The organism is uncultured Ruminobacter sp., assembly GCA_902764345.1.
In the GTDB taxonomy this organism is placed as follows: Bacteria; Pseudomonadota; Gammaproteobacteria; order Enterobacterales; family Succinivibrionaceae; genus Ruminobacter.
In genome coordinates, this window is the sequence record CACWVT010000010.1 from 24281 (window position 1) to 48444 (window position 24164).

The 24164-nt window shown below is 45.6% G+C and carries 18 protein-coding genes; 10 read left to right on the forward strand and 8 right to left on the reverse strand.

The annotated features are described in order from the left end of the window. Nucleotides 1-3: 3 nt before the first annotated feature. The 6 genes from QZU58_RS03395 (at nt 4) to QZU58_RS03420 (ending at nt 8284) form a co-directional block, all read left to right on the forward strand. Nucleotides 4-1041 carry a hypothetical protein gene (locus QZU58_RS03395; RefSeq protein ID WP_294494883.1) on the forward strand — a complete coding sequence of 346 codons (1038 nt, stop codon included), beginning with the start codon at nt 4-6 and terminating at the stop codon, nt 1039-1041. Nucleotides 1042-1376: 335 nt separating this feature from the next. Then, on the forward strand, nt 1377-1868 hold the full coding sequence (locus QZU58_RS03400; RefSeq protein WP_294494886.1) for a hypothetical protein: 492 nt from the start codon (nt 1377-1379) through the stop codon (nt 1866-1868). Between the two features lie 256 nt (nt 1869-2124). After that, nucleotides 2125-3828 (forward strand): AAA family ATPase, encoded by a 1704-nt coding sequence (locus tag QZU58_RS03405; RefSeq protein ID WP_294494889.1) that lies wholly within the window; start codon nt 2125-2127, stop codon nt 3826-3828. A 382-nt stretch (nt 3829-4210) separates the two neighbouring features. Continuing rightward, on the forward strand, nt 4211-5071 hold the full coding sequence (menB, locus tag QZU58_RS03410; RefSeq protein WP_294463455.1) for a 1,4-dihydroxy-2-naphthoyl-CoA synthase: 861 nt from the start codon (nt 4211-4213) through the stop codon (nt 5069-5071). Nucleotides 5072-5235: 164 nt separating this feature from the next. Next, nucleotides 5236-6444: a hypothetical protein gene (locus QZU58_RS03415; protein WP_294494892.1), complete on the forward strand. Its 1209-nt coding sequence runs from the start codon at nt 5236-5238 to the stop codon at nt 6442-6444. Nucleotides 6445-6907: 463 nt separating this feature from the next. After that, nucleotides 6908-8284 carry an alanine/glycine:cation symporter family protein gene (locus QZU58_RS03420; protein ID WP_294494895.1) on the forward strand — a complete coding sequence of 459 codons (1377 nt, stop codon included), beginning with the start codon at nt 6908-6910 and terminating at the stop codon, nt 8282-8284. Between the two features lie 125 nt (nt 8285-8409). Here the strand turns inward: QZU58_RS03420 and QZU58_RS03425 are convergent, their stop codons facing one another. Further along, nucleotides 8410-8802, reverse strand: a complete 393-nt coding sequence (locus QZU58_RS03425) for a hypothetical protein (RefSeq protein WP_294494898.1) — start codon at nt 8800-8802, stop codon at nt 8410-8412. A 526-nt stretch (nt 8803-9328) separates the two neighbouring features. Here QZU58_RS03425 and QZU58_RS03430 point away from each other — a divergent pair. Both QZU58_RS03430 and QZU58_RS03435 read left to right on the forward strand, forming a co-directional pair. After that, a complete protein-coding gene (locus QZU58_RS03430; protein WP_294494901.1) occupies nt 9329-9820 on the forward strand; it encodes a hypothetical protein in 492 nt (163 codons plus the stop codon). Between the two features lie 156 nt (nt 9821-9976). Continuing rightward, complete coding sequence (locus QZU58_RS03435; RefSeq protein WP_294494904.1) at nt 9977-11170, forward strand: zinc ribbon domain-containing protein; 1194 nt, start codon at nt 9977-9979, stop codon at nt 11168-11170. A 102-nt stretch (nt 11171-11272) separates the two neighbouring features. Here QZU58_RS03435 and QZU58_RS03440 read toward each other — a convergent pair whose 3' ends face one another. The 6 genes from QZU58_RS03440 to QZU58_RS03465 form a co-directional block, all read right to left on the reverse strand. After that, a complete protein-coding gene (locus tag QZU58_RS03440) occupies nt 11273-11761 on the reverse strand; it encodes a hypothetical protein (RefSeq protein ID WP_294461781.1) in 489 nt (162 codons plus the stop codon). 202 nt (nt 11762-11963) lie between these two features. Beyond that, a complete protein-coding gene (locus QZU58_RS03445; RefSeq protein ID WP_294494908.1) occupies nt 11964-13787 on the reverse strand; it encodes a VWA domain-containing protein in 1824 nt (607 codons plus the stop codon). 130 nt (nt 13788-13917) lie between these two features. Next, nucleotides 13918-16539 (reverse strand): AAA family ATPase, encoded by a 2622-nt coding sequence (locus QZU58_RS03450; RefSeq protein WP_294494911.1) that lies wholly within the window; start codon nt 16537-16539, stop codon nt 13918-13920. A 451-nt stretch (nt 16540-16990) separates the two neighbouring features. Continuing rightward, complete coding sequence (locus QZU58_RS03455) at nt 16991-17200, reverse strand: hypothetical protein (RefSeq protein WP_294494913.1); 210 nt, start codon at nt 17198-17200, stop codon at nt 16991-16993. A gap of 158 nt (nt 17201-17358) precedes the next feature. Continuing rightward, the gene (uvrC, locus tag QZU58_RS03460) at nt 17359-19191 is read right to left on the reverse strand and encodes an excinuclease ABC subunit UvrC (protein WP_294494915.1); all 1833 of its coding nucleotides are present in this window, start codon (nt 19189-19191) and stop codon (nt 17359-17361) included. A 111-nt stretch (nt 19192-19302) separates the two neighbouring features. Beyond that, nucleotides 19303-20682, reverse strand: coding sequence for a sodium-dependent transporter (locus tag QZU58_RS03465; RefSeq protein WP_294494917.1), 1380 nt, complete (start codon nt 20680-20682; stop codon nt 19303-19305). A 483-nt stretch (nt 20683-21165) separates the two neighbouring features. On the opposite strand from QZU58_RS03465, the gene QZU58_RS03470 reads away from it, so the two are divergent. Beyond that, the gene (locus tag QZU58_RS03470) at nt 21166-22173 is read left to right on the forward strand and encodes a hypothetical protein (RefSeq protein ID WP_294494920.1); all 1008 of its coding nucleotides are present in this window, start codon (nt 21166-21168) and stop codon (nt 22171-22173) included. Further along, nucleotides 22157-23215, forward strand: coding sequence for an FUSC family protein (locus tag QZU58_RS03475; RefSeq protein WP_294494923.1), 1059 nt, complete (start codon nt 22157-22159; stop codon nt 23213-23215). The genes QZU58_RS03470 and QZU58_RS03475 overlap by 17 nt, the downstream gene beginning before the upstream one ends. An 82-nt stretch (nt 23216-23297) precedes the next feature. Here QZU58_RS03475 and uvrY read toward each other — a convergent pair whose 3' ends face one another. Further along, complete coding sequence (gene uvrY / locus QZU58_RS03480; protein WP_294463459.1) at nt 23298-23957, reverse strand: UvrY/SirA/GacA family response regulator transcription factor; 660 nt, start codon at nt 23955-23957, stop codon at nt 23298-23300. Nucleotides 23958-24164 lie beyond the last annotated feature (207 nt).

The window sequence follows — 24164 nt, forward strand, 5'->3', positions numbered from 1 at the left end:
AAAATGAACGACAGCACCCTCAGGCTTTCTGCCGACACGTCAGCTCTCTCGGATTCACTCTCCAAAATTGCCGAAGAGATGACGGCCATGAAGGACGCTGTTTCCTCCTCGGCTGCGGCTATGGGAGCAAATCTTGATGCATCCGCAAAACAGGCAGAAGCTACCAATGCCGCCATTCACGGACTTGATGACAGCGTTAAGACCGTAACGGATTCGATTGAAGCTCAGACTAAAACCGTAACCGACCTCGGTAGCGAGCAAAGCAAGGTAACAAAGGAAATCAGCGAGACCTTAAATATTCAGAACTCCCGGCAGAAGGATGCCAATACCACTCTTGCCGAGCAGAAGAAAATCATGCAGGAGCAGGAAACCGAAATCAAAAAGGTAACCAAGGCCGTGGACACACAGACCGGAGTTCTGCAGAAAAATGCCGGTGGCTGGAAAATGCTGATGACCGGCTTTGCCATCAAATTTGCCTCTGAAATCGTGGACGGCTTCAAGAGCATTATTTCCACCAGACTTGAGGCCTCCCGTGTCTACGAGGACATGTCAGCAAGACTCACTCCGCTGGTTGGTGATTTTGAAACTGCTCAGAAAACCTTCTGGAGTCTGAACGGTCTTGAGGATGAGACGGCTACCGCTACGGATAAACTCGCCAAAGCCTTTGTAGACTTAGGCAACAACGGACTTACCAACTCAAACGAACAGCTTAAGACCTATGCCACCATCGCCCATGGAACAGGCAGAGACATCAACTCTCTGACTGATGCGGTTATTGCCTTCTCTCAAGGCTCAACAAAAGCACTCCGGCAGTTCGGCATTACGGCAAAGAATAACGGTGACACCATCTCTCTTTCCTATAAAGGCTCAACCACTGAAATTCAGAAGAACAGCAAGGCTCTTGATGAGTACCTTTCCAACCTTGCCAGAAACAATTTTGACGGAGTAATGGAAGCCAAGCTCAACACTGTATCTGCCGCTACCGGAAGACTGGATAATGCCTGGGGAACATTCTGCACAAGACTAATGAAATCTTTTTAATTCTTTGAGGACATATTGTTCAAATCATGAATAAGGTCGGCGGAAAACGTACTCAGGCCTTATTTTGCATACGAGAAATTCTTGAAAAAAATTTGTATGAATGACGCAGATTCAAAGAAGCAGTGGGAAAAAGAAAGATAAAAATCGAATATAATTTCTTCGGTATTATTTTATGATAATATTATTCAGAGCTTTTATAGTGTTTCTCCCGTTAACTCATTTTTGATTTTTCAGTTTTTTCAGTTATAAGTTAAGAAACATTAGTCTCATGATTAGATTATGAAAATGCCAAGCTTTTTTTATGTTTCTTTATACGTAATTGTAAGGATAATGGAATGATAAAAAGTGGGAATAAAAAAAGTCGTATTATGGCCATACTCACATCTGAAAAAACAGGCGTTATTTCACTTTTAGTGGTAGCAATTATTTTTCCATTGGCAATGTTTATCCATTCCTGCAATCAAACAGCTCTCATCGTTCCCGGAAAGAAGTTGGAAAAAACATTGAAAAACATGTCCAACGAAGCGCTTAGCATTCGAAAGACGAATAAGGAAGTAACTTCAGTGACTGGTTTTAAATGCCAAAAAAGATCGAATTTTCTGGAAGCGAGACACCACTGTACGGCTAATGTTCATTTTACAGATGGAACAATGTCTCAGATTTGCATTCTCCGGGATTTTTATCATCCCATCATAGGCTACCGACTTGAAACTCACTGTGTGAACATGACAGTTTCCATGTGTGAATTTGATTCAGATATTGTGATTAAAAAAGATTTTTGCTTTAAAACATTATTCTATGATTTTCACAATGAAGTAGTACAGTAATTAAACCTTAGCTTCATTCCCTAAGAGAAAGCCGACAGTTATCTGCCGGCTTAAATTTATAGAATTTCTAATAGCCAATCTGCCCATTCCAACTACATTCTGTCATAGTCATATTTTGTAGACACCATTCTGTCATTTTCATCAAATATAACTATTTGCTGGTACTAGTTAAATTACTGACATATGAACAGTACGGCTAATTGTTAACAGGAAGTTATGTCCTGTATCACTGATAAAAATTCGGTGCTGTAATAAAATGACAGTCGATGGTGTTGAGTTCGGGGTGGTTAAAGTCATGGGAAGTATTCTGAATCCTGTTGATGGCAATTCATTTGTTGATTTAGCCATATTCAAAGACGAGGATATTTTTGTAGATAAGACTGATTTTATCGCAAAAATGTCAGAAAACATCAATAAGAACAAACGCTTCTTTGCCGTAAACCGTCCCCGCAGATTCGGAAAAACCGTAACAGCTGATATGCTTCTGGCTTATTTTTCTAAAGAGTATGATGGCAAAAAAATTTTTGATAATCTGAAAATTTCCCAAGAAAACAACTACGCCGAGCACCTGAACAAATATGATGTCATATACATTGATATGAATTCCATAAAAGATAAGTATCTCTCGTATAAGGACGACAGTTCTCTATACATTGAAGGTATAGATGATATCGTAGATTTTCTGCAATACATGGTTATTTGTGATCTAAAGGAAAACAAAGAATACGCTGAACAAATAGATAAGGCTCCATTGGTTGGGAAGAAGTCGTTATCCTCTGCTTTGGAAGCTGTATGCAAAAATACAGGCGAACCATTCATTTTTATTATGGATGAATGGGATCTGATTTACAGAGATTATCGAAATGAAGATGCTTTACAGGAAAAATTTATAGAATTTCTGCGAGGTTTATTTAAATCAAAATCCGGACAGGCCTGTTTTGCATTTGCTTATCTTACCGGTATTCTTCCTATCAAGAAGTATAACTCTCAATCCGCATTAAACGGCTTTAAAGAGTACAATATGCTTTCTCCTGAACCATATGAAAAATATTTTGGTTTCACAAAAGACGATATTGCAGAAATTTTAAGAAGTCAGTCATGCGATATTAGTCATCAAGAACTAAATGAATGGTATGAAGGATATAAGCTTAATGGTATCGATATCTATAATCCTGATTCTGTAATTTCAGCTGTTAATGACGGTAAATGCAAAAGTTACTGGAGCGGAACGTCATCCAATGAAGAAGTAGTACATCTGATTAACATGAATTATGACGGAATTAAGGATGATATTATTCATCTTATTGAAGGTAGTACCATTCAGTTTAATTGCAGAACTTTCCAAAACGATATGGTGTCAATTGAGAACAAAGATGATATTTTCTCGTCGCTGGTATGTCTTGGTTATCTCGGGTGCGTTGATGATGAAGGAGATTATCGTGTTGCCTATGTGCCTAACAAAGAAATTAAAACAGCTCTTTCTTCTCTGGTGAAGGCTCAGCCATGGTTTAATTCCTTGCCTATAATTGAGCGTTCAGAATCGCTTTTTAAAGCCATAACAGATCTTGATGGTAATAAAACTGCAGAAATCATCACTGAGATTCATAACTCACCTAATGTATCCCTTCTTACTTATAACCGTGAGGAATCAATGGTATTCTGCCTTATATCCGGTCTCATGTGGCGAACCGAACGTGAATATGAATGCTTCCGTGAACTGCAGTCCGGTAAAGGAAGCGCCGATCTGATTTATGCACCGAAGAGGAACATGAACCTTCCTATCCTGCTCATAGAATTTAAATATGGTCAGAGTGCGGAAGAAGCCATGAATCAGATTAAGGAGAAGGAGTTTTTCAGCAGATACCGTGATGGCGATTATCCGAACGATGTGTTGCTTATAGGTATTAACTATGATCCTAAAACAAAAGATCACAAGTGTCTGATTGAAAAATTGGATTAAATAGAAATGTATAAAATAATGAAAGCCAAAATATTTTGTCTATCATTGTCATTCTCTCTGACGCTATTAAACATTTCACATGCCGGTGATTATCCAAGATGTGAAGAATTAGCAAATAGCTATTTCAAAAGTTCCACTAACGGCAATGAAGAGCAAATCAATGATGAGGATTTATCATTATGCAGAACGGCATGTATAAATTAATATTCGATAAATAATTACTTGGTGCTTATACCGATATCAGTCGGTACATGCCGTTCCTCTTTCTTGACACTCATGTGTCTTTTTTGTATCTTTACAGCAGGAAAAAACGAGATTCAAACATTTACTGTTTTACTTATATCAAGGGCTTTACGCGGTAGTCTGCGTAATGAAATACACTATGAAAAAGAACGATCCTACATTATATGCTCCTGTAGAATGGAACGATTTAACCCAGAATTTCATGTTTGAAGACATTCTGTATCATAAATCTGCTGACGGCATTGCCAAGATTACCATTAACCGCCCTCGCGTACGTAATGCTTTCAGACCTAAAACCGTTATGGAAATGGAACGCGCGCTTGCTGACGCCCGTTTCGATGCGGATATCGGCGTAATTATCTTTACCGGTGCAGGAGATCTTGCCTTCTGCTCCGGCGGAGATCAGAAAATCCGCGGTGACTACGGCGGATATAAGGATGACAGCGGTGTTCATCATTTAAATGTTCTGGATCTTCAGAGACAGATCAGAACCTGTCCAAAGCCAGTTGTTGCAATGGTTGCAGGTTACGCAATCGGAGGCGGTCACGTGCTTCACCTTGTATGTGACCTGACCATAGCTGCCGACAATGCCGTATTCGGCCAGACAGGTCCGAAAGTTGGTTCATTTGACGGCGGTTTCGGTGCTTCATACATGGCCCGCATCATCGGTCAGAAGAAAGCCCGTGAAATCTGGTTCCTCTGCCGTCAGTACAACGCCGAGGAAGCTCTTGAAATGGGGCTTGTAAATACGGTTGTTCCTTTGAAGGATCTGGAAAAGGAAACTGTTGCCTGGTGCCGTGAAATGTTATGCCACAGCCCTATCGCCTTAAGATGCATGAAGGCTGCGCTTAATGCCGACTGCGACGGTCAGACCGGTCTTCAGGAGCTTGCAGGAGATGCAACCATGCTCTTCTACATGACTGAAGAAGGACAGGAAGGCAGAAACGCCTTTAACGAAAAGAGAAAACCTGACTTCTCCAAATTCAAGCGTAATCCTTAACATCAGAAATACTGATTTTTACTCAAGGTTCATCTGACTGATAATGCCAGATCTGAAAAACCGAACCATTGGGTTTCCGGGCAGGACGGAGCTTTGCCGCCCTGCCCGCAGATCAAATAATCCCGAATCACGAACATTTCTTTCTTTGTTATTTCCAGGTAATTATGTCCGCAGATTTCTCTGAACTGAAAATTTACGAATACGAAATTCCTCTCAGAAAAGAGCTTAAACTTCAGAGAGGTGTTCTCCGTGAACGTAAAGGTCTTATTCTTGAGCATCATGGAATATATGCGGAAATAAGTCCCCTTCCGGAATTTTCCCGGGAAAATCTGGCTGATGCGAAGAATGAGATAATCACCTTCCGGAATTTTATCAGTTCGGAACACGCTGATGCATGCATATCAGATTCCGGTGAAAGCGGAAAACAAAACGAAATTCTTCAATATGCCATGTCGGCATTAAAACCTCAATGCCCTTCCGTGCAGTTTGCCATTTGGATGCTCATGCATCCGTTATCAGGTGTTTCCAGAAAAACCGCCTATGATTTTATTCTTGGTAATCCGTCAGAATCACTTGCTCTTTTCAGAAAAATCGTCAGCCGATACGAAGCAGAGAGACAATGTTACGGCGAGAACGTTAAGTCCGGATTATCCGTATGTGGTAATTCTGAAGCGGGAAATGACTGTTCAGATGAGTATCCAGAAAGAATCATCAAGCTTAAAATCGGATTATATCCGCGCAATGACGAACTGATGATGCTGAAAGAAATGGTAAAAATATTAGAAGAACACGAAAAAACATCATCCGTCAGAATCAGACTGGTGCTTGACGCCAATCTTTCCCAGACTCCGGAGTCGGTATTGGATTACTTCAGTACCACTGCTGATTTCATTAAATATATTGAAGACCCGTGCCAGGATATTGCCGGCCTCAGAAGAATCTATCATGATTTGCCGGTGGGATTTGACGAACTATTCAGATCCGGACAGGAAGGAGGCATGCTGTCAGCAATGAAAGCACTGAGCAGCAGTGATACCCTGGTCGTTAAACCGGGACTGACAGACAATATTCACGAACTTCTTAATCTTTACCTGAACCGCAACAGCATTAGGAACGTACCTCTGAATATGATTACTGATGATTCGACAGATTCAGATACTGAGAACCACACGGACAATGATTACCGTAAACTTAGTCTTCCGGGACTTACCCTCTCATCAGCGTTTGAAACTGCCGTAGGTATTGATTACATTGAAAGACTTTCGGAGTTTCTCGGTCTTAATCCGCCGGGAACCGACACGCTTAAATTCTTCCCCGACGACAGTATTGCTCCCGGTCAGATCATAAACAGGTACTCCAAAGAACTGCGCTGACTTACATCAGAGAAGATCCGCAGGTTTTGTCCCTTCCCGCCGTCATCTGCCGGACAATTAATAATAAATTCTTATAAAATAATTCCATGACTTTTGAATTTCGCTCATAAAATCAAAAAAAATTAATATTCCTGAAAACATGTTCTGATAACATGAATATTATTACAGCATCTCCAGTAGCTCTCCAAATGTTTGAAGATTGCTGAGACAATCCCTTAAAACACGTAAAGTGACAAAGGTGCCCGCCACGGCAGTTAAGTTGTATGCCAGGCCTATGATGTTTATTTTCCGAATAAACAGAATAACAAACAGACGACTACGGCACATAACTGCCTTTAAATGATGACTGTTTTAATAACCAGCGATCAGCAATTATTTTTTCACGGGCATTAACATGAAAGACCTAGTTACCACAATCTCAAGCTATCTCTCGGCCGCTCAGGGTTTTATCTAGGGACCTCCAATGATTATCCTGCTCCTCGGGCTGGGACTTCTTCTGACATTAAAACTGAGAGTACTACAGATCAGAAAGCTGTCAACGGCGCTGAAAATGGCATGTACGCCCCATGACGGAGATCCAACCAAGCTGGGTGACGTAACAAGTTTTGCCGCACTCTGTACCGCCCTTGCGGCCACTGTCGGTACGGCAAACATAGCAGGTGTGGCCACGGCGGTAAGCATCGGCGGCCCGGGTGCACTCTTCTGGATGTTTTTCGCTGCCTTTCTCGGAATGGCGACAAAATACGCAGAATGCATGCTTGCGGTCAGATATCGTGAAAAAGATTCCTCCGGTAACTTTATCGGCGGACCGATGCTGTACATCAGAAGAGGTATTGGACCAAGATACTCCAGAACAGCCAAAATTCTGGCAATAATGTTCTCCGTATTCGGCATTCTGGCCGCATGCTTCGGCATCGGAACCTATACTCAGATTGACTCGATCGTAAAATCAGCTGTTCAGCTTCACTGTAACCCGGTTCATGCCTCAGTTCTCGTGACAGTTTTAGTTGCAGTAATCACGTTCGGCGGCATAAGAACCATTTCCACAGCCTCCAGGTTCATCGTGCCGGCCATGGCGCTTCTGTATATCGTGGGATGCTTCATCATTGTCGGTTACAATATCAGTGCCGTTCCGGATGCCATTCAGCTCATCATCTCAAGTGCCTTCCATCCTGCTCAGGCCGTGGGCGGCTTTGCCGGAGCAACGGTTCTTATGGCTATACAGAGCGGCGTGGCCAGAGGTATCTTTTCTAACGAAGCCGGTCTTGGTTCCGCCCCTATTGCCGCGGCATCAGCCAAAACAAACTCCGCTGTGGAACAGGGGCTGATTTCCATGACGGCCACATTTATGGATACCATGGTTATCTGTATGCTGACTGGCCTTACTATTGTCGTCACCAACGCCTGGACCTCAGAATTTACCGGCGTCGACATGACCACCAAGGCATTTCAGTCAGTAATCGGAGATACCGGCGGCAGGCTTATTGTAAACGTAAGCCTTATACTCTTTGCCTTTACCTCCATCATAGGATGGAATTTCTATGCTGAAAGATGTGTTATATATCTTTTCGGAACAAAGGCAATCAGATTTTACAGACCGCTATACATATGCATTGTGGCATCCTATATTCTTGTCGTTATTTTCGTTGATATCCATAACATTTCCGGAAATACCGCCATATTCGCCATTTGGACAATGGCAGACATAGCAAATGGTCTGATGGCATTCCCTAACCTTATCGCCATCTTCCTCCTGAGAAACGTTATCTATGAGGAAACTGTCAGATACTTTAAAATGAAAAAGGCGAAAGCAGCCGGAAAGATTCTGCCAACCGAATAATGCGGAAGCAGCTTCTGTAGAATCCGTATGGCTTAAAAAGACAGAGTTTTCTCTTTAGGCCATACCCAAGCAAAGAAGCGGCCCGGGGATCTGCCCGGCCGGAATGCATGTTCCTCCGGTTCTGCTTACCTGTCGCATTTGGATCCGCTCCTGATGATAAGAGCCTTTCCGGTGGTATACATCCGACCCAGACAGATTTCCGTAACGGAACCGCCCGCAAGGTTTTCATACATGCCGTCCGGAACAATGCTGCCGAGTGTCTGTCCGTCTGCAATCAGGATGTCTGCAAGAGCAACCGTGACTGCCTCGCCTTTCATCGGAAAAACCCCGATCATGACTTCACCGTCAAATGGAACCGATTCATCAGGTCTTGGCGTATTCACGGTGTGGATGCCCTCCACCGTATCATTCTGCAGCACGTGCAGTTTATACGTACTGTCCGTAAATACATGATCCTTTTTCATGTCCGCCAGACGGCGAATCAGCGTTGAAATTTTGGCAGTCAGATCAATCTTCATTGTGAATCCTTTCTCTGAAGACAGGCCACTCCATCCTGTCTGTGTCATTCCGGAAGCATGACTCACTCATAACAGAGCTGCGTAATCGCCGTGGACCGGCCATTGTTCATGCATCCTGGCACTGCAGATTATTTGTGTGCAATTGGACGTTTTATATACAAAACAATGGCATCCTTCACACGGGAACTCCAATTAATCCGACATAATAACTTTTTTTATGTGAACGTTAACGGAGAAAGATATTTTTAGTTTTTTCCTTTTCTCAGACAGTCCGGAGGAAGACGCACCGGAATACAGAGCCCTTCCGGTGGTTATGACAAAATCGTATATCTTTATATTCTCCTTACGTTTTGATAATTACGGCAGACCGCAACAAATCCTTTTTGATAAATGGTGTGCAGAATTGAATTTCACCGTCTCCGTCATGGAGATCGTGATCCCAAAAAATATTACTTCTTATGATGACTGATGTTGATAATTATACAATCTTTATAAGTACGGTCCCCTCAGTTCACGGAGAATTGCCATGAAACAATCATTTATTCCGATCCTGTCCATACTTTCTCTGGTAATCAGTCCCCTTGTCTGGGCTGATGAAGCAGAATACGGCGAAAATATTGAGCCAACCATCATTACGGATAATTTTAAAGTCGAAAACGATACCCAGGCACCAAACGGATCCAGTACCGAAAAAGCCGTTAAAAACGAAAACGAGCTTGGAAAACTGGGAAACAAAAAGGTTGTTGTCGGAAACAGGGATCCCCATCATCTGGCATACGTAAAAAACAGCGATAACAGCAGCTACATAATAAAGGATTCCATACTGGTAAAATGTGCAAAAGGCGTGGACTGCATTCCACCAGGACTAAGCGCCTCCAAATTAAGCAGTACCGTGTATGAAGTAACCGTTAAATCATATGACGAATGGAAAGCCGTTCAGGATGAATTACGGTCGGCTGCTGGCGTCATCAACGTGGCTCCTTCATATGAACACGGGATTTCACCGTCACTTAAATAAGTCTTTTTACCGATGATAATTTGAAAGGCTGCAAGCGGTGCATGGCGCCGCATGTCTTTATAAGAAACGACAGCCGGAACTTACCCGGCTGTACGTTTAACGGACAATCAGGAAAACCCGTGCGGAATTCCGGATGTCAGTCTTGGAGATATGTTTATGAAATGTCCTTTTTGCCAAAAAGAAATCAACGACAATTCCAAATTCTGTCCTGAATGCGGGAAAAAACTGCAGTCTGACACCATTTCTGAAAACAGCAGGCTTCAGAACACTGAGGTTTCCGATGATAAGGAGCCTGCAGGCGGATTGAAATCCGCTGCCGAAACCGCCGGAAACTTTCAGAAAGACGCTGATTTCGAGACGGAACGTAAGGAAGAATTCAGTCAGAGGAACAATGACCCGGAGCTTAATGCAGTCATCAAAAAACTCGACAACATGAACATCATGCAGATTGTCTGTCTCGTGTCTTTTTTTATTCCCGTGGTGAATTTACTGGGACAGATTCTGCTTCTTGTCATTGTCATCATGTCTCTCGGTCTGTCCGTCAGGGTAAGCAGTGTTTTACGCAGATTCCGCTATTATGAATATGCCAGGATATCTGATGGCATTAAAACCAAGTGTGCGGTCATACTGCTGTCGTCAATACTGATGGCGGTAGCGGCAATCATCATGCTTATCGGCGTCGGACGACAGTCCGTTACACTGATGGTTGGAGGCTATGCCGTCTGTTTCGTTATGTCACTTGTGGCAACGGTGCTTGAAATTTACTGCTTCCTCCGCCTCTACACCATAATGAACGTTATGGATTCAATTGCACACAACAGGGAACATCCGAAGAAGCCGGGAGCCGGACTGGTTATCTGTGTTCCCATTGTTTTTGTACTGCTCATATTTACGCTCTCAGGCATAGCTGCTGTCATCGGTTTACCGATAGTCATTCAGCATATGAAAAACTGCATTTTTACCGAAATCCTCATGGAGGCCCACAATGTTCAACGACAGGCTGCAATCTGCGCCCATGAGTATAATTACACTGATTTTGCGGGAATCTGCGACAACACCTCTGAGGCCACCGAGGGCTTCGGCTGGAAGCTGCGTTCACCACGCGACTACGCTACCGAATACGTAGACTCAATAGAGGTAACCTCGACAAATGCGGAAGACAGCGATTCGGGATATCCTGAAATAAAGGTTACCGTTAATGCAAAGGACAGTTATTTTCCGGATCCCGATCCAAAAATCACCTATGTGGGGATAGCAATCAATGACGATATCCGCTGGCGGCTGGATCCAAGAGAAACCACCGTTATCATAGATATACAGTCACCATGGTCGGTCTGGGATATACGCTGATTTACGGAAAGTTCCTAATGATAACGGCGGCAGGACAAACATCCTCTCCGCCGTTATCGTTAAATAAGATTCAGATCCGAAAACCTGAAGTCTGACCGTCCGTCAGTCAAACCAGTTGCCTTCCTGTTTTTCGTCATCGGCAAGATTTATGTTCTTGCGGAACAGAATGGTGAGAGCTCTCTGAAGCTTATCCTCTTCCACAACTATCATGTCGGTGCTGATACCGTACTTGGTAGCGAATGCGTCGAGACCTTCAATGGCCTTCGGGCATGACGGATCGGATACTGCAAGATAAAGAGTATTATCCACGATGCCCATCGGAACAAGTTCATATTTCATGCAGTAATCTTCGTTGAGATATTTCTGGGGAGCAGTTTTGGGATTGAACTGACTGAAATCCATTGACGGGAGTGCATACTCTTCAGCCAGAAGATCCATGAGCTGCTTTGGTTCAGCATAACTGAGACTGATTACCGTCGCTATAACTGACTTCTCATATTCTTCACATTCACCGATAACAACGCTTTTTTTAGGACTGCTGATAATTCCCTTATCAACAAGAAGATTCAGTAAGGCTGACTCTAATGGCATACGTATATTCCCCAAATAGACTTCTTTAAAAACAGTAACATGCCCGCCCTTACCTTTTGCGGTCCGCATGAGCGGAAAACGGTCGTTTTCCGGAATATGCGGATTATTATTAGACTATGATTACCGCAGGGCTGTTTTAAAAATTTTTTATAGGCGACACACAAATTTCAATACCTGTTTACTATTTTACAATAAAATCATGTTATTTTTCAGTGAAGTTATTGTTACATATCACAAAAATTCTATCGAAAATTCCATTTTTATTAAAATCTGAGAAGCCCTTGATAAATTCCACGTATCTTGCCCCTGATTTCTGCTTTATTCGGGATGCCTCACTCACGGTTTCACTGCTGAACATGTACTTGCCGTCGGTGATGAAGAGAACATCGGCCCTGGCAAAATCAGGCTCATTCTCTATCATTTCCGACACCTTAAGCATGGCATTATCTATGGATGTACCGCCTCTGAATGAACGTCTGAGGAAGGAATTCACCTCTTCAAGCGATGCCTCGGTACGACTGCTTTCCACGGTAATGTTTTCAGTTTCGATGGCGAAGTTTATGATGTGACATGGTCTTGATGCCTCGAGACACTTAAGGGCCAGAACCAGAGCAACGGCTTTGCCGTAGTCTTCAGCCTCACCCTTCATTGATCCGCTGGTGTCGACACAGATTATGACAGGCCCCTTTTCCTCCTGCTTCTGCGGTTCGGTTCCCTTTCCTCCTTCAAAAACACGGGCCATTCTTATGAAATCAAAGGTAAGAAGGCAGCGGTTTATGAGCTTTATGTCAAAGAGGTGCTCCAGATCCGGATCGGAAAGTCCCGCCAGTTCTTCCGGCAGGGCATAGTCAAGCGTGTCACCCAGCGTGACACCTGATATGTGCTCCCCGCGCACGTTCCTGCGGTATTTGGCCATTCTTTCGGTATAAATCTTTTCTGCCCTGTCTCCCGCAAGGACATCCAGACTCAGGTACCTTCCCAGGGACTCAAGCATTTTCATGAGAGGAATGTTTTTCCTGACCACGTTAAGGTATTTCAGGAATATGCCGCCGGATGTCGAAGGGCGAACCTTCGAATAGGCACTCAGTACCGTTTCGCGTCCGTCGGTATTCCCCCTGTTACGCTGTTTCAGGTAGGCGGAAAGATAATGCTCCGTCATTTCACGGGTTTCCTCGTCATCTCCGCTGCCGCCGAAGGATCTGGCATAAACGGAATACGGGATCCCCTGCCCGGTACAGAAACTGATATTGTCCCACATTTCGTTGAACTGGGTTTCAAGAGCCCTTTCGAGGAAACTCCTCATGGACTCTTCCTTCTTAAGCTCCAGTCTGCTTATCTCGTTTCTTACCGTGGTAATCAGGGCTTTTCTGATTCCGTCAGCCACATTGAACTCACGTCTGCACCGGTCGGTGAGATCCTCAATTCTGTCAGTCTGCAGCATGCCGTCCTGCCTGGACCTGAGAGCATGGAGTTCCGTTTTGGCCGCTGCAAGTCCGGACATGCGCTCGCGCAGTTCACCGGAATACAGCTGACTGTGAAGATACTTCTCCCCCAGAACATCCAGATCGGAAAGATATTTCTCCTTTTTGCGAAAATCTTCGAGGGATCTGCGGGCAAGATAATCCGCCAGGAGAAGATCCGACGCATACCTGCTGTGATTTTCCAGTCTGGAATTAAAGGCCCCGGAGAGAGAGCCGTTAAGTCTGTTCAGTCCTGCAAGTGCCGCATCGATATTGTTGATTACGGATGGAGACGGAGTCCTGAGTTCCCGAAGCTTATTCTCCCTGAGACTGCGGAGCTTTTCCACGCCGCAGGCATAGAAATCAGTTATCGGAAAAACACCCGGCACGGATCCGGTGCGTTCACGGGAACCGGTTACCGTTTTTCCTTCCGGGGAAGGTTCCGTGTCAGAAAATCCGGAAGTAACTGCAGACCGTTCCGTAACGGATACATCCGCACCGGACACATTCAGCGGATTAACACCGCCTCCGGCTGAAACGCCTGACGTCAGTTCAACTGTCCGCATATATCTCATTCCTTATCTGATGACTGCCGTTATCATCCTTCCCGCCAACCGAATCGCACGGGACGGCATATGATACGGCAGAAAGGTTAGACCAGGACCGTGCGAAACCCACGGTCACTGGCAGAAGCTCCTATTTTGCAGCATGTTTTCTTATGGAGTACTTGTCAACCAGCTCGGAGGCCACCTTTTCATAATAACCGGCCCTGGCTATTTCCGCATTAACAGGAGCGTAAACTTCCTCTATGATATCAGTAAGGCGCTTCTTCTGTTCATCGGAAAGGAAGATGTCATTGTTTACCGAATCACGTATGCCGTCAAGACGCGCTCTGGTGTCCTTTATAAACCTGGCGTTCTCCTCAATAATCCTCCTGACGGTTTTGAAGGAACTTATGGTCTCATTCAGGAACCGCAGAATGTCACTGGATATGAAGCTGTTAACCTCACCGCCGTTGTCAAAACGGATCTTTACGGACCTGCCTGTCGGCGCCTCCCTGGAGGATGCCTTTCCGCAAGGTCTGCCTTCATGATCCAGCACCGTAAACTCATCCTTCTGAGTGAATTCGTCAAACGGTATTCTTGCTGAAGTAATGTCCAGTCTGTCTTCAGGTGACAGCTCAAGAAGCGCCTTTTCGTAATTTATTGTCTGAAGGCGCATGGCATTCCTGCCCGGAACCGGTGTTTCCCCGTCATTGAGAACGCAGTGGAGTCCCCCGGCAAACAGCTCGTTGTCTTCGTTAAAGGTGCAGTTAAGATGTCTGGCGGATGCCATCCCGAGTCTGGTGACTTCGGCATTGAACCATCTGCGATAGCTTTCCTTTTCCGCCCAGACGTAGCCTTTGCCGTTATATCTTCTCTCGTAGGTCAGCACCTCTCCCTTTGCCGGAGGGAAATTGCCGTGCGGAGTCTGATATATTACCCTGTCACCGTTCTCCATGGTCAGGATGTAGACGTCAGTGCCGGCAGTCATCATAAAACGACCCGGCATGTGTTCGCCACGCTCCTCCGGTTTAAGCGGAACGACGGATTTAACGGCCGCAACGTCGGCGGCATGTCTTTCAGCCCGGCCGCATTCCTCACTGAAAATACCTTCAAAATTAATTCTGATGGTTGTTTTGATCTTCTTTTCCAGACCGCCGAAATGGCTCTGAATTTCAGAAATTCGGGCATACATCTCGAACCTGTCCTCAAGTCTGTTCTTAAGCCACAGCTGTACCAGCTTCGGCATGAGAACTGAAGGTGCCGTATAGCGTTCCTCCTCGAGAGACTGACCGTCACTTCCTCTGTGTCCCGGAACCGAGAATGTAAACACCTCTGTGCCTTCAGCATCCCCCTTGGAGAAGTAACCGTTAAGATCACGGTATAGAATAATCCTGATTACGTCACCGGTTTCCGGAAGCAGTATGGCCGTCTTTCCGTCCTTTACCTGATTTCTGCAGCCGGATATAACCTCCTCAGGATAAAGTGATTTGATATCCGTCTTTCTGAACCATGATTCAAGGTTCCAGAAATCGTTGGATTTAACGTAGGTAAAGCCGTAATCCTTAAGCATGCTGAAGGTAACCTTAGGTTCGTCACCCTCATTGAGCATTCTTATGGCAATGTTGTGATCGGTAAAGAGCTGCTCATTGCTGCAGGACGTAAGAATTTCATCAAGTATACGGCTGTTCTCCAGAATCTTTCCTTCATCAGTATTCCGTATTCTCTCATCCAGGGCTCTTCTCAGTTCACCGAGTATCAGTGTTCTGAGTCCGGTCTTTTCCGAAGGAGCATGCCAGAGAATGTCCTCCAGGAGAATAAGATACTTGACTGCAGCCTCATTCTCCTCATTGAAGAATGCCGCAGCCTTCAGATAGCGGGCACTCTGAACCCAGCGTCTGTCGGAAATGTAGGAAACTGAAGTCCCGGCCTTCTCATTTTCCGAGAAGCCGTCATACCCCTGTTTTACGTTTTTCCCTGCGGATTCCTCAGCGTATTTTGCGGAAAGTGCCTCACGGAGGGAAGCCATGGCGCCGAGAAGTTCATCGGATAACCTGATGTCATCAATCAGCTTCTTCCAGTTTCCGTATTCTTCATCCGTAACGGCCAGATCCTTGAGCCGATCCCTGTGAAGATGCTCATCCCTGTCAACCTCAGGAGCAGAAAGAAGCAGCTTCCTGAAATTATCGGTACCGTGTACGGGTTCAATTACGAGTCTTACGATAAATCTGTCGTAAAGTGCGGCAAGATCATCCTCGCTCAGCGGAATCTCATTGGAGGCAACCACCATGTTCCGCAGCGGAGCCGACACTGTCTTATTGCCGTTGTGGTATGTTCTTTCGTTGATGAGGGTAAGAAGAGTGTTCAGTACTGCCGGAGAGGACTTCCATATTTCATCAAGAAAGGCAAAATCGGCATCGGCAAGATACCCGGCGGTTTTTCTTTCGTATTCATCCTGCTTCAGCTTTGAAATGCTTATGGGGCCGAAAAGCTCCTCCGGTGTACAGAACCTGTGCATCAGATGCTCAAAATATCTGCCGTTGCCGGCAAAGATTTCATTAAGTCTGCGGCATATTTTACTCTTTGCGGTTCCCGGAGGCCCGTACAGGAAGGTATTAAGCCCGCACAGGGTTGCCAGAACAGATGATCTGACGGTGTCAGTCCTGTCGGTCAGTCCGTCAGCCACAAGTTCAGTCAGCCGTCTGATTCTGCGCTTTAAGGAAAGAGAAACTTGAGTGTTATTATCAGCCGCTGCTGATTTGGAACCTGATTCCATAATCCCTCCGGTCGGTATGACGTTCCCGGGTAATATAGGGGTTTCCTCCGAAATATCTAAGCACCGGGAAAAACGCCCGTAAACGGTAACATGCCGAATTTCTTTCCGGTACGGAGGGAACTTAACCACATGACTCTGACGGAAGTATTTCCGCCGGGGGAACAGTCTCATTCATGGATACAAACAATTATTATGGGATTATACATCTTAAGATAATACGGGTCTGCGATCCCCGTCGAAGGGTTCATGAATCGCCCTAATGAGCTTAACGACAGCTCGAAACCGTTGAAAAATAAAGGATTGAGACACGCTGATTTCCGGCTGAACCTGCATGATCGCAAAATATGCCACATAATTATTATCTTTTATTTAACATCGGATTAACACAAAAGAATTCAGGCGGAAAAAACCTGACAGGATGAATCGAAAAACTGTTTCTTCAGGCCAAAGACTATGTCGGACAGGCTCCGGTACAGACGCAGCATCTGTTGCAGCCGTGTCTTCTGCGGGAGGTGGACTTTACGTCCTTCCCTTCAGCCCTCAGCCTTCTTATTTCACGTGCTGTAAGCAGCATAAGCTCCTGAGCCTCATCGGGATTAACGGATTTATCCCTGAATGCGGCCTTCTGCTTTCTCGGCTTACGGATAATCTCACCGTCCACTGCTGCGCTCCTGAAAATACTGAATATGACCGTAAATGAAAAGTCACTGCAGACGTACCGCGCTTTTACATATTGCGGAACAATCTCTTACTCTTATCTTATACCACAAAAAACACCGTTCGGACAGTATGAACGCATGCGGTCACACTGAGAACGCATCACCCGTGGAGCCACTCATAAATCTGTTCCGCAAGCTTTCTGCTGATCCCGGGAACCTTGCTGATTTCATCCGCGCTTGCCTTAAGAAGCTCCTGCATGCCGCCCATGTGCTTGAGCAGAGCCTGACGGCGCACGGAACCGACTCCCGGAATATCCTGAAGCCTTGATGTTACACGACTCTTTTCCCTGCGGTGTCTGTGTCCCGTAATGGCGAAACGGTGGGATTCGTCTCTTATGTGCAGCACCAGCTGCAGTGCCGGATTATCCAGGGTAAGATTATGCTCCTCATGGGTATATCCGGTTATCAGTGTTTCAAGCCCCGGTTTGCGGCCTTCGCCCTTGGCGACACCGATAAGAAAAGGAGGCATCACGTCCGTCACGTCCCTGAATATTTCAGCAATCATGCGTTCAGCCTCATGGAGCTGTCCCATTCCGCCGTCAATAAACAGAACCTGGGGTACCTTTCCGTCTGCGGTAATGCCTCTGAATCTTCGCGTAAGAGCCTGATGCATTGCCGCAAAATCGTCACCGGGAGTAATCCCCTCGATGTTGAATCTGCGGTATTCCGAAGTATCAGGCCCCTCACGGTTAAATACCACGCAGGACGCCACGGTAAGCTCACCCATGGTATGGGAAATATCAAAGCACTCCATGCGTTCGACATCTGACAGTCCGAAAAGCTCCTCAAAGCTTTCGATTCTTTCAGCCATGGTATTCTCATGGGCAAGTCTTGATCTGAGTGATGCTTCCGCATTGGCTCTGGCAAGACGCAGGTAGCCCGCACGTTCACCTCTTACGGAAGCCGTAAGTCTGACGTTTTTGGAAAGGGTTCTGTTCAGTGCCTCTTCAATTTCCCGGATGTTTTCAGGCTCTGCCGAAAGAATAATTTCATCAGGAATGCTGCGTCCGTGCCTGTCGATGAGATAGAACTGGCCTATAAATGACTCCAGCAGATATTCGGGCGAATTATCGGCCGGCATCTTAGGAAAGTAGCTTCTGGTTCCGAGGATCTTACCCGTTCTGATAAACAGCACGTGCACACAGGCAAGACCGTCCTCCGTCGCACATCCGAGTATGTCCAGGTCGCTTGAAATTTCTCCGCTGACGCTCTGCTGTTCCTGAACCTTGCGCAGGTTTGTCAGCTGATCCCTGAATTTAATGGCCTTTTCAAAATCCAGATTTGCGGAAGCGGCATCCATCTCTTCAACCAGATCATTCAAAAGTTGCTGATTCTTTCCATGCAGAAAAAGACGGCAGAGATGAACCTGTCGGGCATATTCCGCATCATCACAGATCTCAGGCACGCACGGAGCCATGCATCTGCCCATCTGGTACATGAGGCACGGCCTTTTCCTGTTTCTGTATACGGTGTCACTGCACTGTCTTACGGGAAATATCTTCTGCAGAAGACGCAGAGACTCGCGCACGGCTCCAGAACTCGGATACGGTCCGAAATAGGTTCCCCGGCTTTTTTTGGCTCCGCGATGGGATGAAATCCTGGGATGTTTTTCATCAGTGAGGAGAATATACGGATATGACTTATCATCCTTCAGGAGAATGTTGTATTTCGGCTGATACTGCTTTATGAGATTGCATTCCAGGATAAGCGCATCTGTTTCGGAAAAGGTGACCGTGAATTCAATATGATCAATAAGCGAAACCAGCTTTGCCGTCTTGACGTTCGGCAGGTCCTTCATGAAATACTGACCGAGGCGCTTTCGGAGATCCTTCGCCTTGCCGATGTAGATAATCACACCGTCACTGTTAAACATGCGGTACACGCCGCTCTGATGCGGTACCGTTGCCAGGAAGGCTTCACTGTCAAAACTCATGTCGTGTCCGTCCCCGCCGTTAAAACATATCCGTAACAACCGGTACCGGAAGACGCCCGTCACGAAAACCGCAAGACGTCTTTCCCATCAGTAACCGGCCGTTACCGGTCTTTACATTACAAACTGACTTACCATGATAACCAGAATCAGCACCGGAACGATGTATCTGATTATGAAAAGGAACATCCTTGACCAGACGAATCTGAAAGTTCCGCCACTGGTGATTTCATCTATGACGTCCTCTTTCTTCATTACCCAGCCGATAAATATGGCTGAGCCCAGACCGGTAAGCGGAAGAATAATCTTAGAGGTCGTATAATCCAGAAAATCAACAAGATTCATGCCGAACGGTCTTATGAAATCCCATGGTCCTTGAGAAAGAGACGCCACGCAGGCAACGATCAGGGAAGATACGGAGATTAAAGTTGCGGACTTCTTTCTTGAATATCCGAGCTTTTCCTGAACGAATGCCGTAGCCACCTCATGCAGAAACATTGCGGAGGTTACGGCAGCCACAAAGAGAATGAAATAGAAAAGAGTTGGCACAAACCAGGTCAGAATCGCATTACCGGAGAACGCGGTGCTGAACACTTCAGGAAGAGACACAAACACCAGACCGGCCCCGCTTGAAGGTGACAGTCCGGGAACGGAAAACACCGCAGGGAAAATAATCAGGCCGGCAAGAATCGCAACCATGGTGTCAAGTCCGCCCACGGTGAGAGCCGTGCGGCTGAGATTCACGTTACGTCCGAAATATGATGCATAGGTAACAAGCCCCATACCTATGGAGAAAGAGTAGAAACACTGACCTAGGGCTGACAGACAGACACTCGGAGTAACCTGCTTCGAATCGAAGTCAAACAGAAATCTGTAGCCTTCCTCAGCTCCCGGCATGAACATGGCAACAACCGCAAGCACCAGCAGGATGATAAAAAGTGCAGGCATAAGGAACTTTGAGGATCTCTCAATCCCCTTCTCAACACCGGCCTGAATAATGAAATGGATAATCCCCATTGTTACGGCCGTGCAGACAATCGGCCAGTACGGATTGGTAATGAAGTCGGTAAACTGTTCCTTAAAATGAGCTCCCTCACCACCTGCCGTGAGCTGTCCGGTAAGGCTCTGAACAAAATAATAAAGAACCCAGGCAACAATAATCACGTAATAACAAAAAATGGCGAAGGCAACCAGGGAAGACCCCATGCCGACAATTCCCCATCTGCTTCCCGGGGCAAGCTCGGTATAGGCACGGCCGACATTAGCCCTGGCCCTGCGTCCTATTACAAACTCAGACAGGAGCAGCGGTACGCCGAACAGCAGAATAATGCCCATGTATACAAGAAGAAATGCCGAACCGCCGTTTTCGCCAACCTGTGTCGGAAAACGCCAGATATTACCGAGACCCACTGCGGATCCCGCAACGGCCAGAAGCCCTCCAAGTTTAGAAACAAACGCGGCCCTTGAATGCTGTGCAACCGTGTTATTAGACATTATGTACTCCAATAATATATCTTTTTTAATATATGCTCTTACTGCCTGATTATTCATTTATCCGGACTTATTAACGCGGAACGGGGAATTGCGTGAAAGCCATAATCACCAGTCTCACTTCCGTCCGGAGTATTCCTCATCATGATCCTTTAATTATACCATTCCTTGAGTCTTATGACATCAGCTTCCTGATGTCATTCACCTGCAAAACCGCGTCAGTTGCATGTATGACTGATTTCCGTCCGGACGGAAAATTCAGTTACGACATTCCGCATTCACGTAAAGGAGGCGTTTTATCGGTCAGAATCACCTTTTTCCATTAAAAAAGGCCTTAAATAAAGCCTCAGATCCCGTTATTACGTCATAAATTAAGCAAACCCCGGTCGTAAATCGGATTTTTATACGGTTTATTTGATTTTTACGCATGCGTTACATAGAATTGAGGTATGGAGTCCCATCTGCAACCAATAACCGGACAAAACCATGCTTGGAATAACAGACTACATCCGAAACGATCTGGAAGGCGTATACACCGCTGAACTTCTCCGCGGTGCCATCAGCATGTTTTTTGCGGTCATTCTTACTCAGATTCTTGAACTCGGCGAAGCCCGGGCATACATTCTCATTGTGGCGCTTAACGGTCTGAGATCAATGACCGGAGATACGCTTCCGCGCAGACTCCTTAACATAATCATAAGTCTGTTTCTTCTCGTGGGCACAATCGGACTCAGCATCTGGTACGGACACAACCACATGTACGTTGCCCAGATCGTCACCGCCATCGTTCTGTCTTCCGCAACGGTGTACGCCCTTGCCAGACACAAATCCGCTTCGGGAACGATAATGTTCATGAGCGTTTTCAACATCGTTAATTTCGGCATGGGTCTTCTTGACGTAAATCACGAGGTAAATCCCGCAAACTTCTCCGTCGCCGCGGGATGCGGAGCGCTCTGCGTCATAACCTCGGTTCTTGCGGTACCGGTTCTTAAATTTCACTGGTGTCTGCTGATAAATCACTGCTTCTATCATGATCTTAAGCTCTACGCACGCATGATGTGCCGTTCAAGCTACTATGACTCATTTTCGGATCTCAGCGAAAAGTCCAAGAACAGACTGCTGATGCTCCAGAGCTCGCTTTACAACATAACCAAACACGTGGACGATCCGGAGAGAAAGGAAAGATACGTGAAAATTCTGAACGGTGTGGTTCTCATAACCTACTGGCCGACCACCGACACCGACAGCGAACACGTGGCGCACATAAACAGTCTCAGAAACAGTATATTCAAGCTCATGTACGGTCTGCTTTCCGCAGGAACTGATAAAGACATAAAAACCGCCGTCGATGAGCTTAACTTCTTTCGCCTGAATCTTGCCATGGTGCCGGACGATCCCTTCTGTAACGGCGAAATGAAAAGACACGCGGGAGAAGTGATAGAAGCCATTACCGCACTAAAAATGAGGGAAATAAAAAATGCCTCATCAGAATAAAAGTCCGCTTAAAGCGCAGATTAAGGTCATGGCCGTGTCAATGCTGATTGCGGAGCTCGCCGCATGGGCGTATCCGGTGGATCAGAGCTTCTGGATACCGCTCACCACGTTCTGCGTCTGTCTCTACATTGACACTCCCCTTACGGCACTCAGAAGAACGGTTCACCGCATAGGCGGAAGCATCTGCGGCGTCATCATTGCAGGTCTCATATGTCTGCTTTTTCCAAGCGAATCCGGACTTATGACATTTCTGGTGATATTTGCGGGACTTACACTGTGGAGCCGGGCTTTTACCTCGCTTTACTACCTCTTTGTGTCCTGCATAACCGCTGCAACCATCATGCTTCTGGCCATTCTCATGAGACATACCGCCCTTACGCCGAACTATCTCATCACTGAAAGGGTTATATTCACCACCATAGGTGCGATCATCTCCCTTGCGGTAAGTGCCGTGCTCATGCCGGCAACGGAAAAGCCTGACATGCTGAGAACCTACCGTCACTATCTGACAAGATTCTACTTAGAATACAGACTCTGCATTTACTCTCTCAGAAATCATCCGGACACACCGGAGGAAAAAACCAACATCAGGGTAAATGAAATTCTGAAAAGCAGCAGGGTTTATCAGGAAAAGCTGCCGGTATGGCGCTATGCCCTTTTCTTCAACGTATTCATCTTCAGATCCTTTACCAGATTCCTACACCGCATTCATAAGATGAGAATCCTTAACATGGTTCTTATCTCCAGCATCGGGAACCTGCCTGAGAATCTGAACTTCAGCGATGAAATCAAAACCCTTCTTGAAAGGAACAGAATCCTTACCAAACGCATTCTGCTGAGTCTCATGAATCTGGACAGAAAACGTTCCGAGCAGTATCTTACCGAGCTTCATTCGGTAAATAACGAACTGGAGACGCTGCTGCACGCACACCGTTCCTGCACCACGATTCTCATTGCCGTAAGAGACCTTGAACAGGATATGGTGCATCTTAAAAACGGAGCCGTGCAGATCTATCTGGGATACAGAAATCAGAAATACTGACCGGATCAAAAAACAGACCTGTAAAGATTTTCTTCTTTACAGGTCTGCTTTTTACGTAATGGTAATTGCGTGAAATAAGATATTACTTTAAGCCGTCCAGTCCGTATCTCAGTGCCAGTCTGGTAAGCTCCACGTCACCGTTAATTCCCAGCTTCTTGAACACTCTGTATCTGTAACTGTTTACGGTCTTAGGACTTATGGCGAGCCTGTCGGCGATCTCACTCACCTTCATGCCCTGAGAAATCATTGTGCTTATCTGCAGTTCTCTTTCAGCAAGAATTCCAAACGGATTACCGTCATCACCGACTTCCTTCTTGCCGTTTCCCGGAAAACGCACGAGCGCCATCATCTGGGCAATGTTTGATTCAAGATAGCGATGACCTGAGAAAACCTCATGAATTGCCTTCAGCATTTCTTCCGCTGAAGCACCTTTGGTAAGAAAACCCCATGCACCGGCCTTCATCACCTGACTTGGGATAGGATCGTCAGTGTGAACGGTCAGCATAATGATTCTGGCCCCCGGATTGTAACGAAGTATTCTTTTTGTAGCCTCTATGCCGTCAATTCCCGGCATATTCATGTCCATGAAAATAATGTCACACTGATGCTGTCTGCACCAGGCTACTGCTGCCTCCCCGCTTGAAGCTTCCCCAACAACGTTGATCCCCGTACATTCTTCTAATATCTTTTTAATACCTGTTCGTACAAGGTCATGATCATCCACTAAAAAAATATTTATCAACTTCTCAGCACCTTACCATAACCAGTTCATTAAAATGATTACGGATTATATTTAACAACTGCCGGAATATCATTTTTATTATAATCAGTTTATTAATATCCCATACATGGTAACAAGCAAATTATCTCCACTTAAAAGGATAACTTTTTACTAATAATCATTAAACTTAAGCAATATAATTTTTTGAAGTTTAGCAAAATAAAAAAT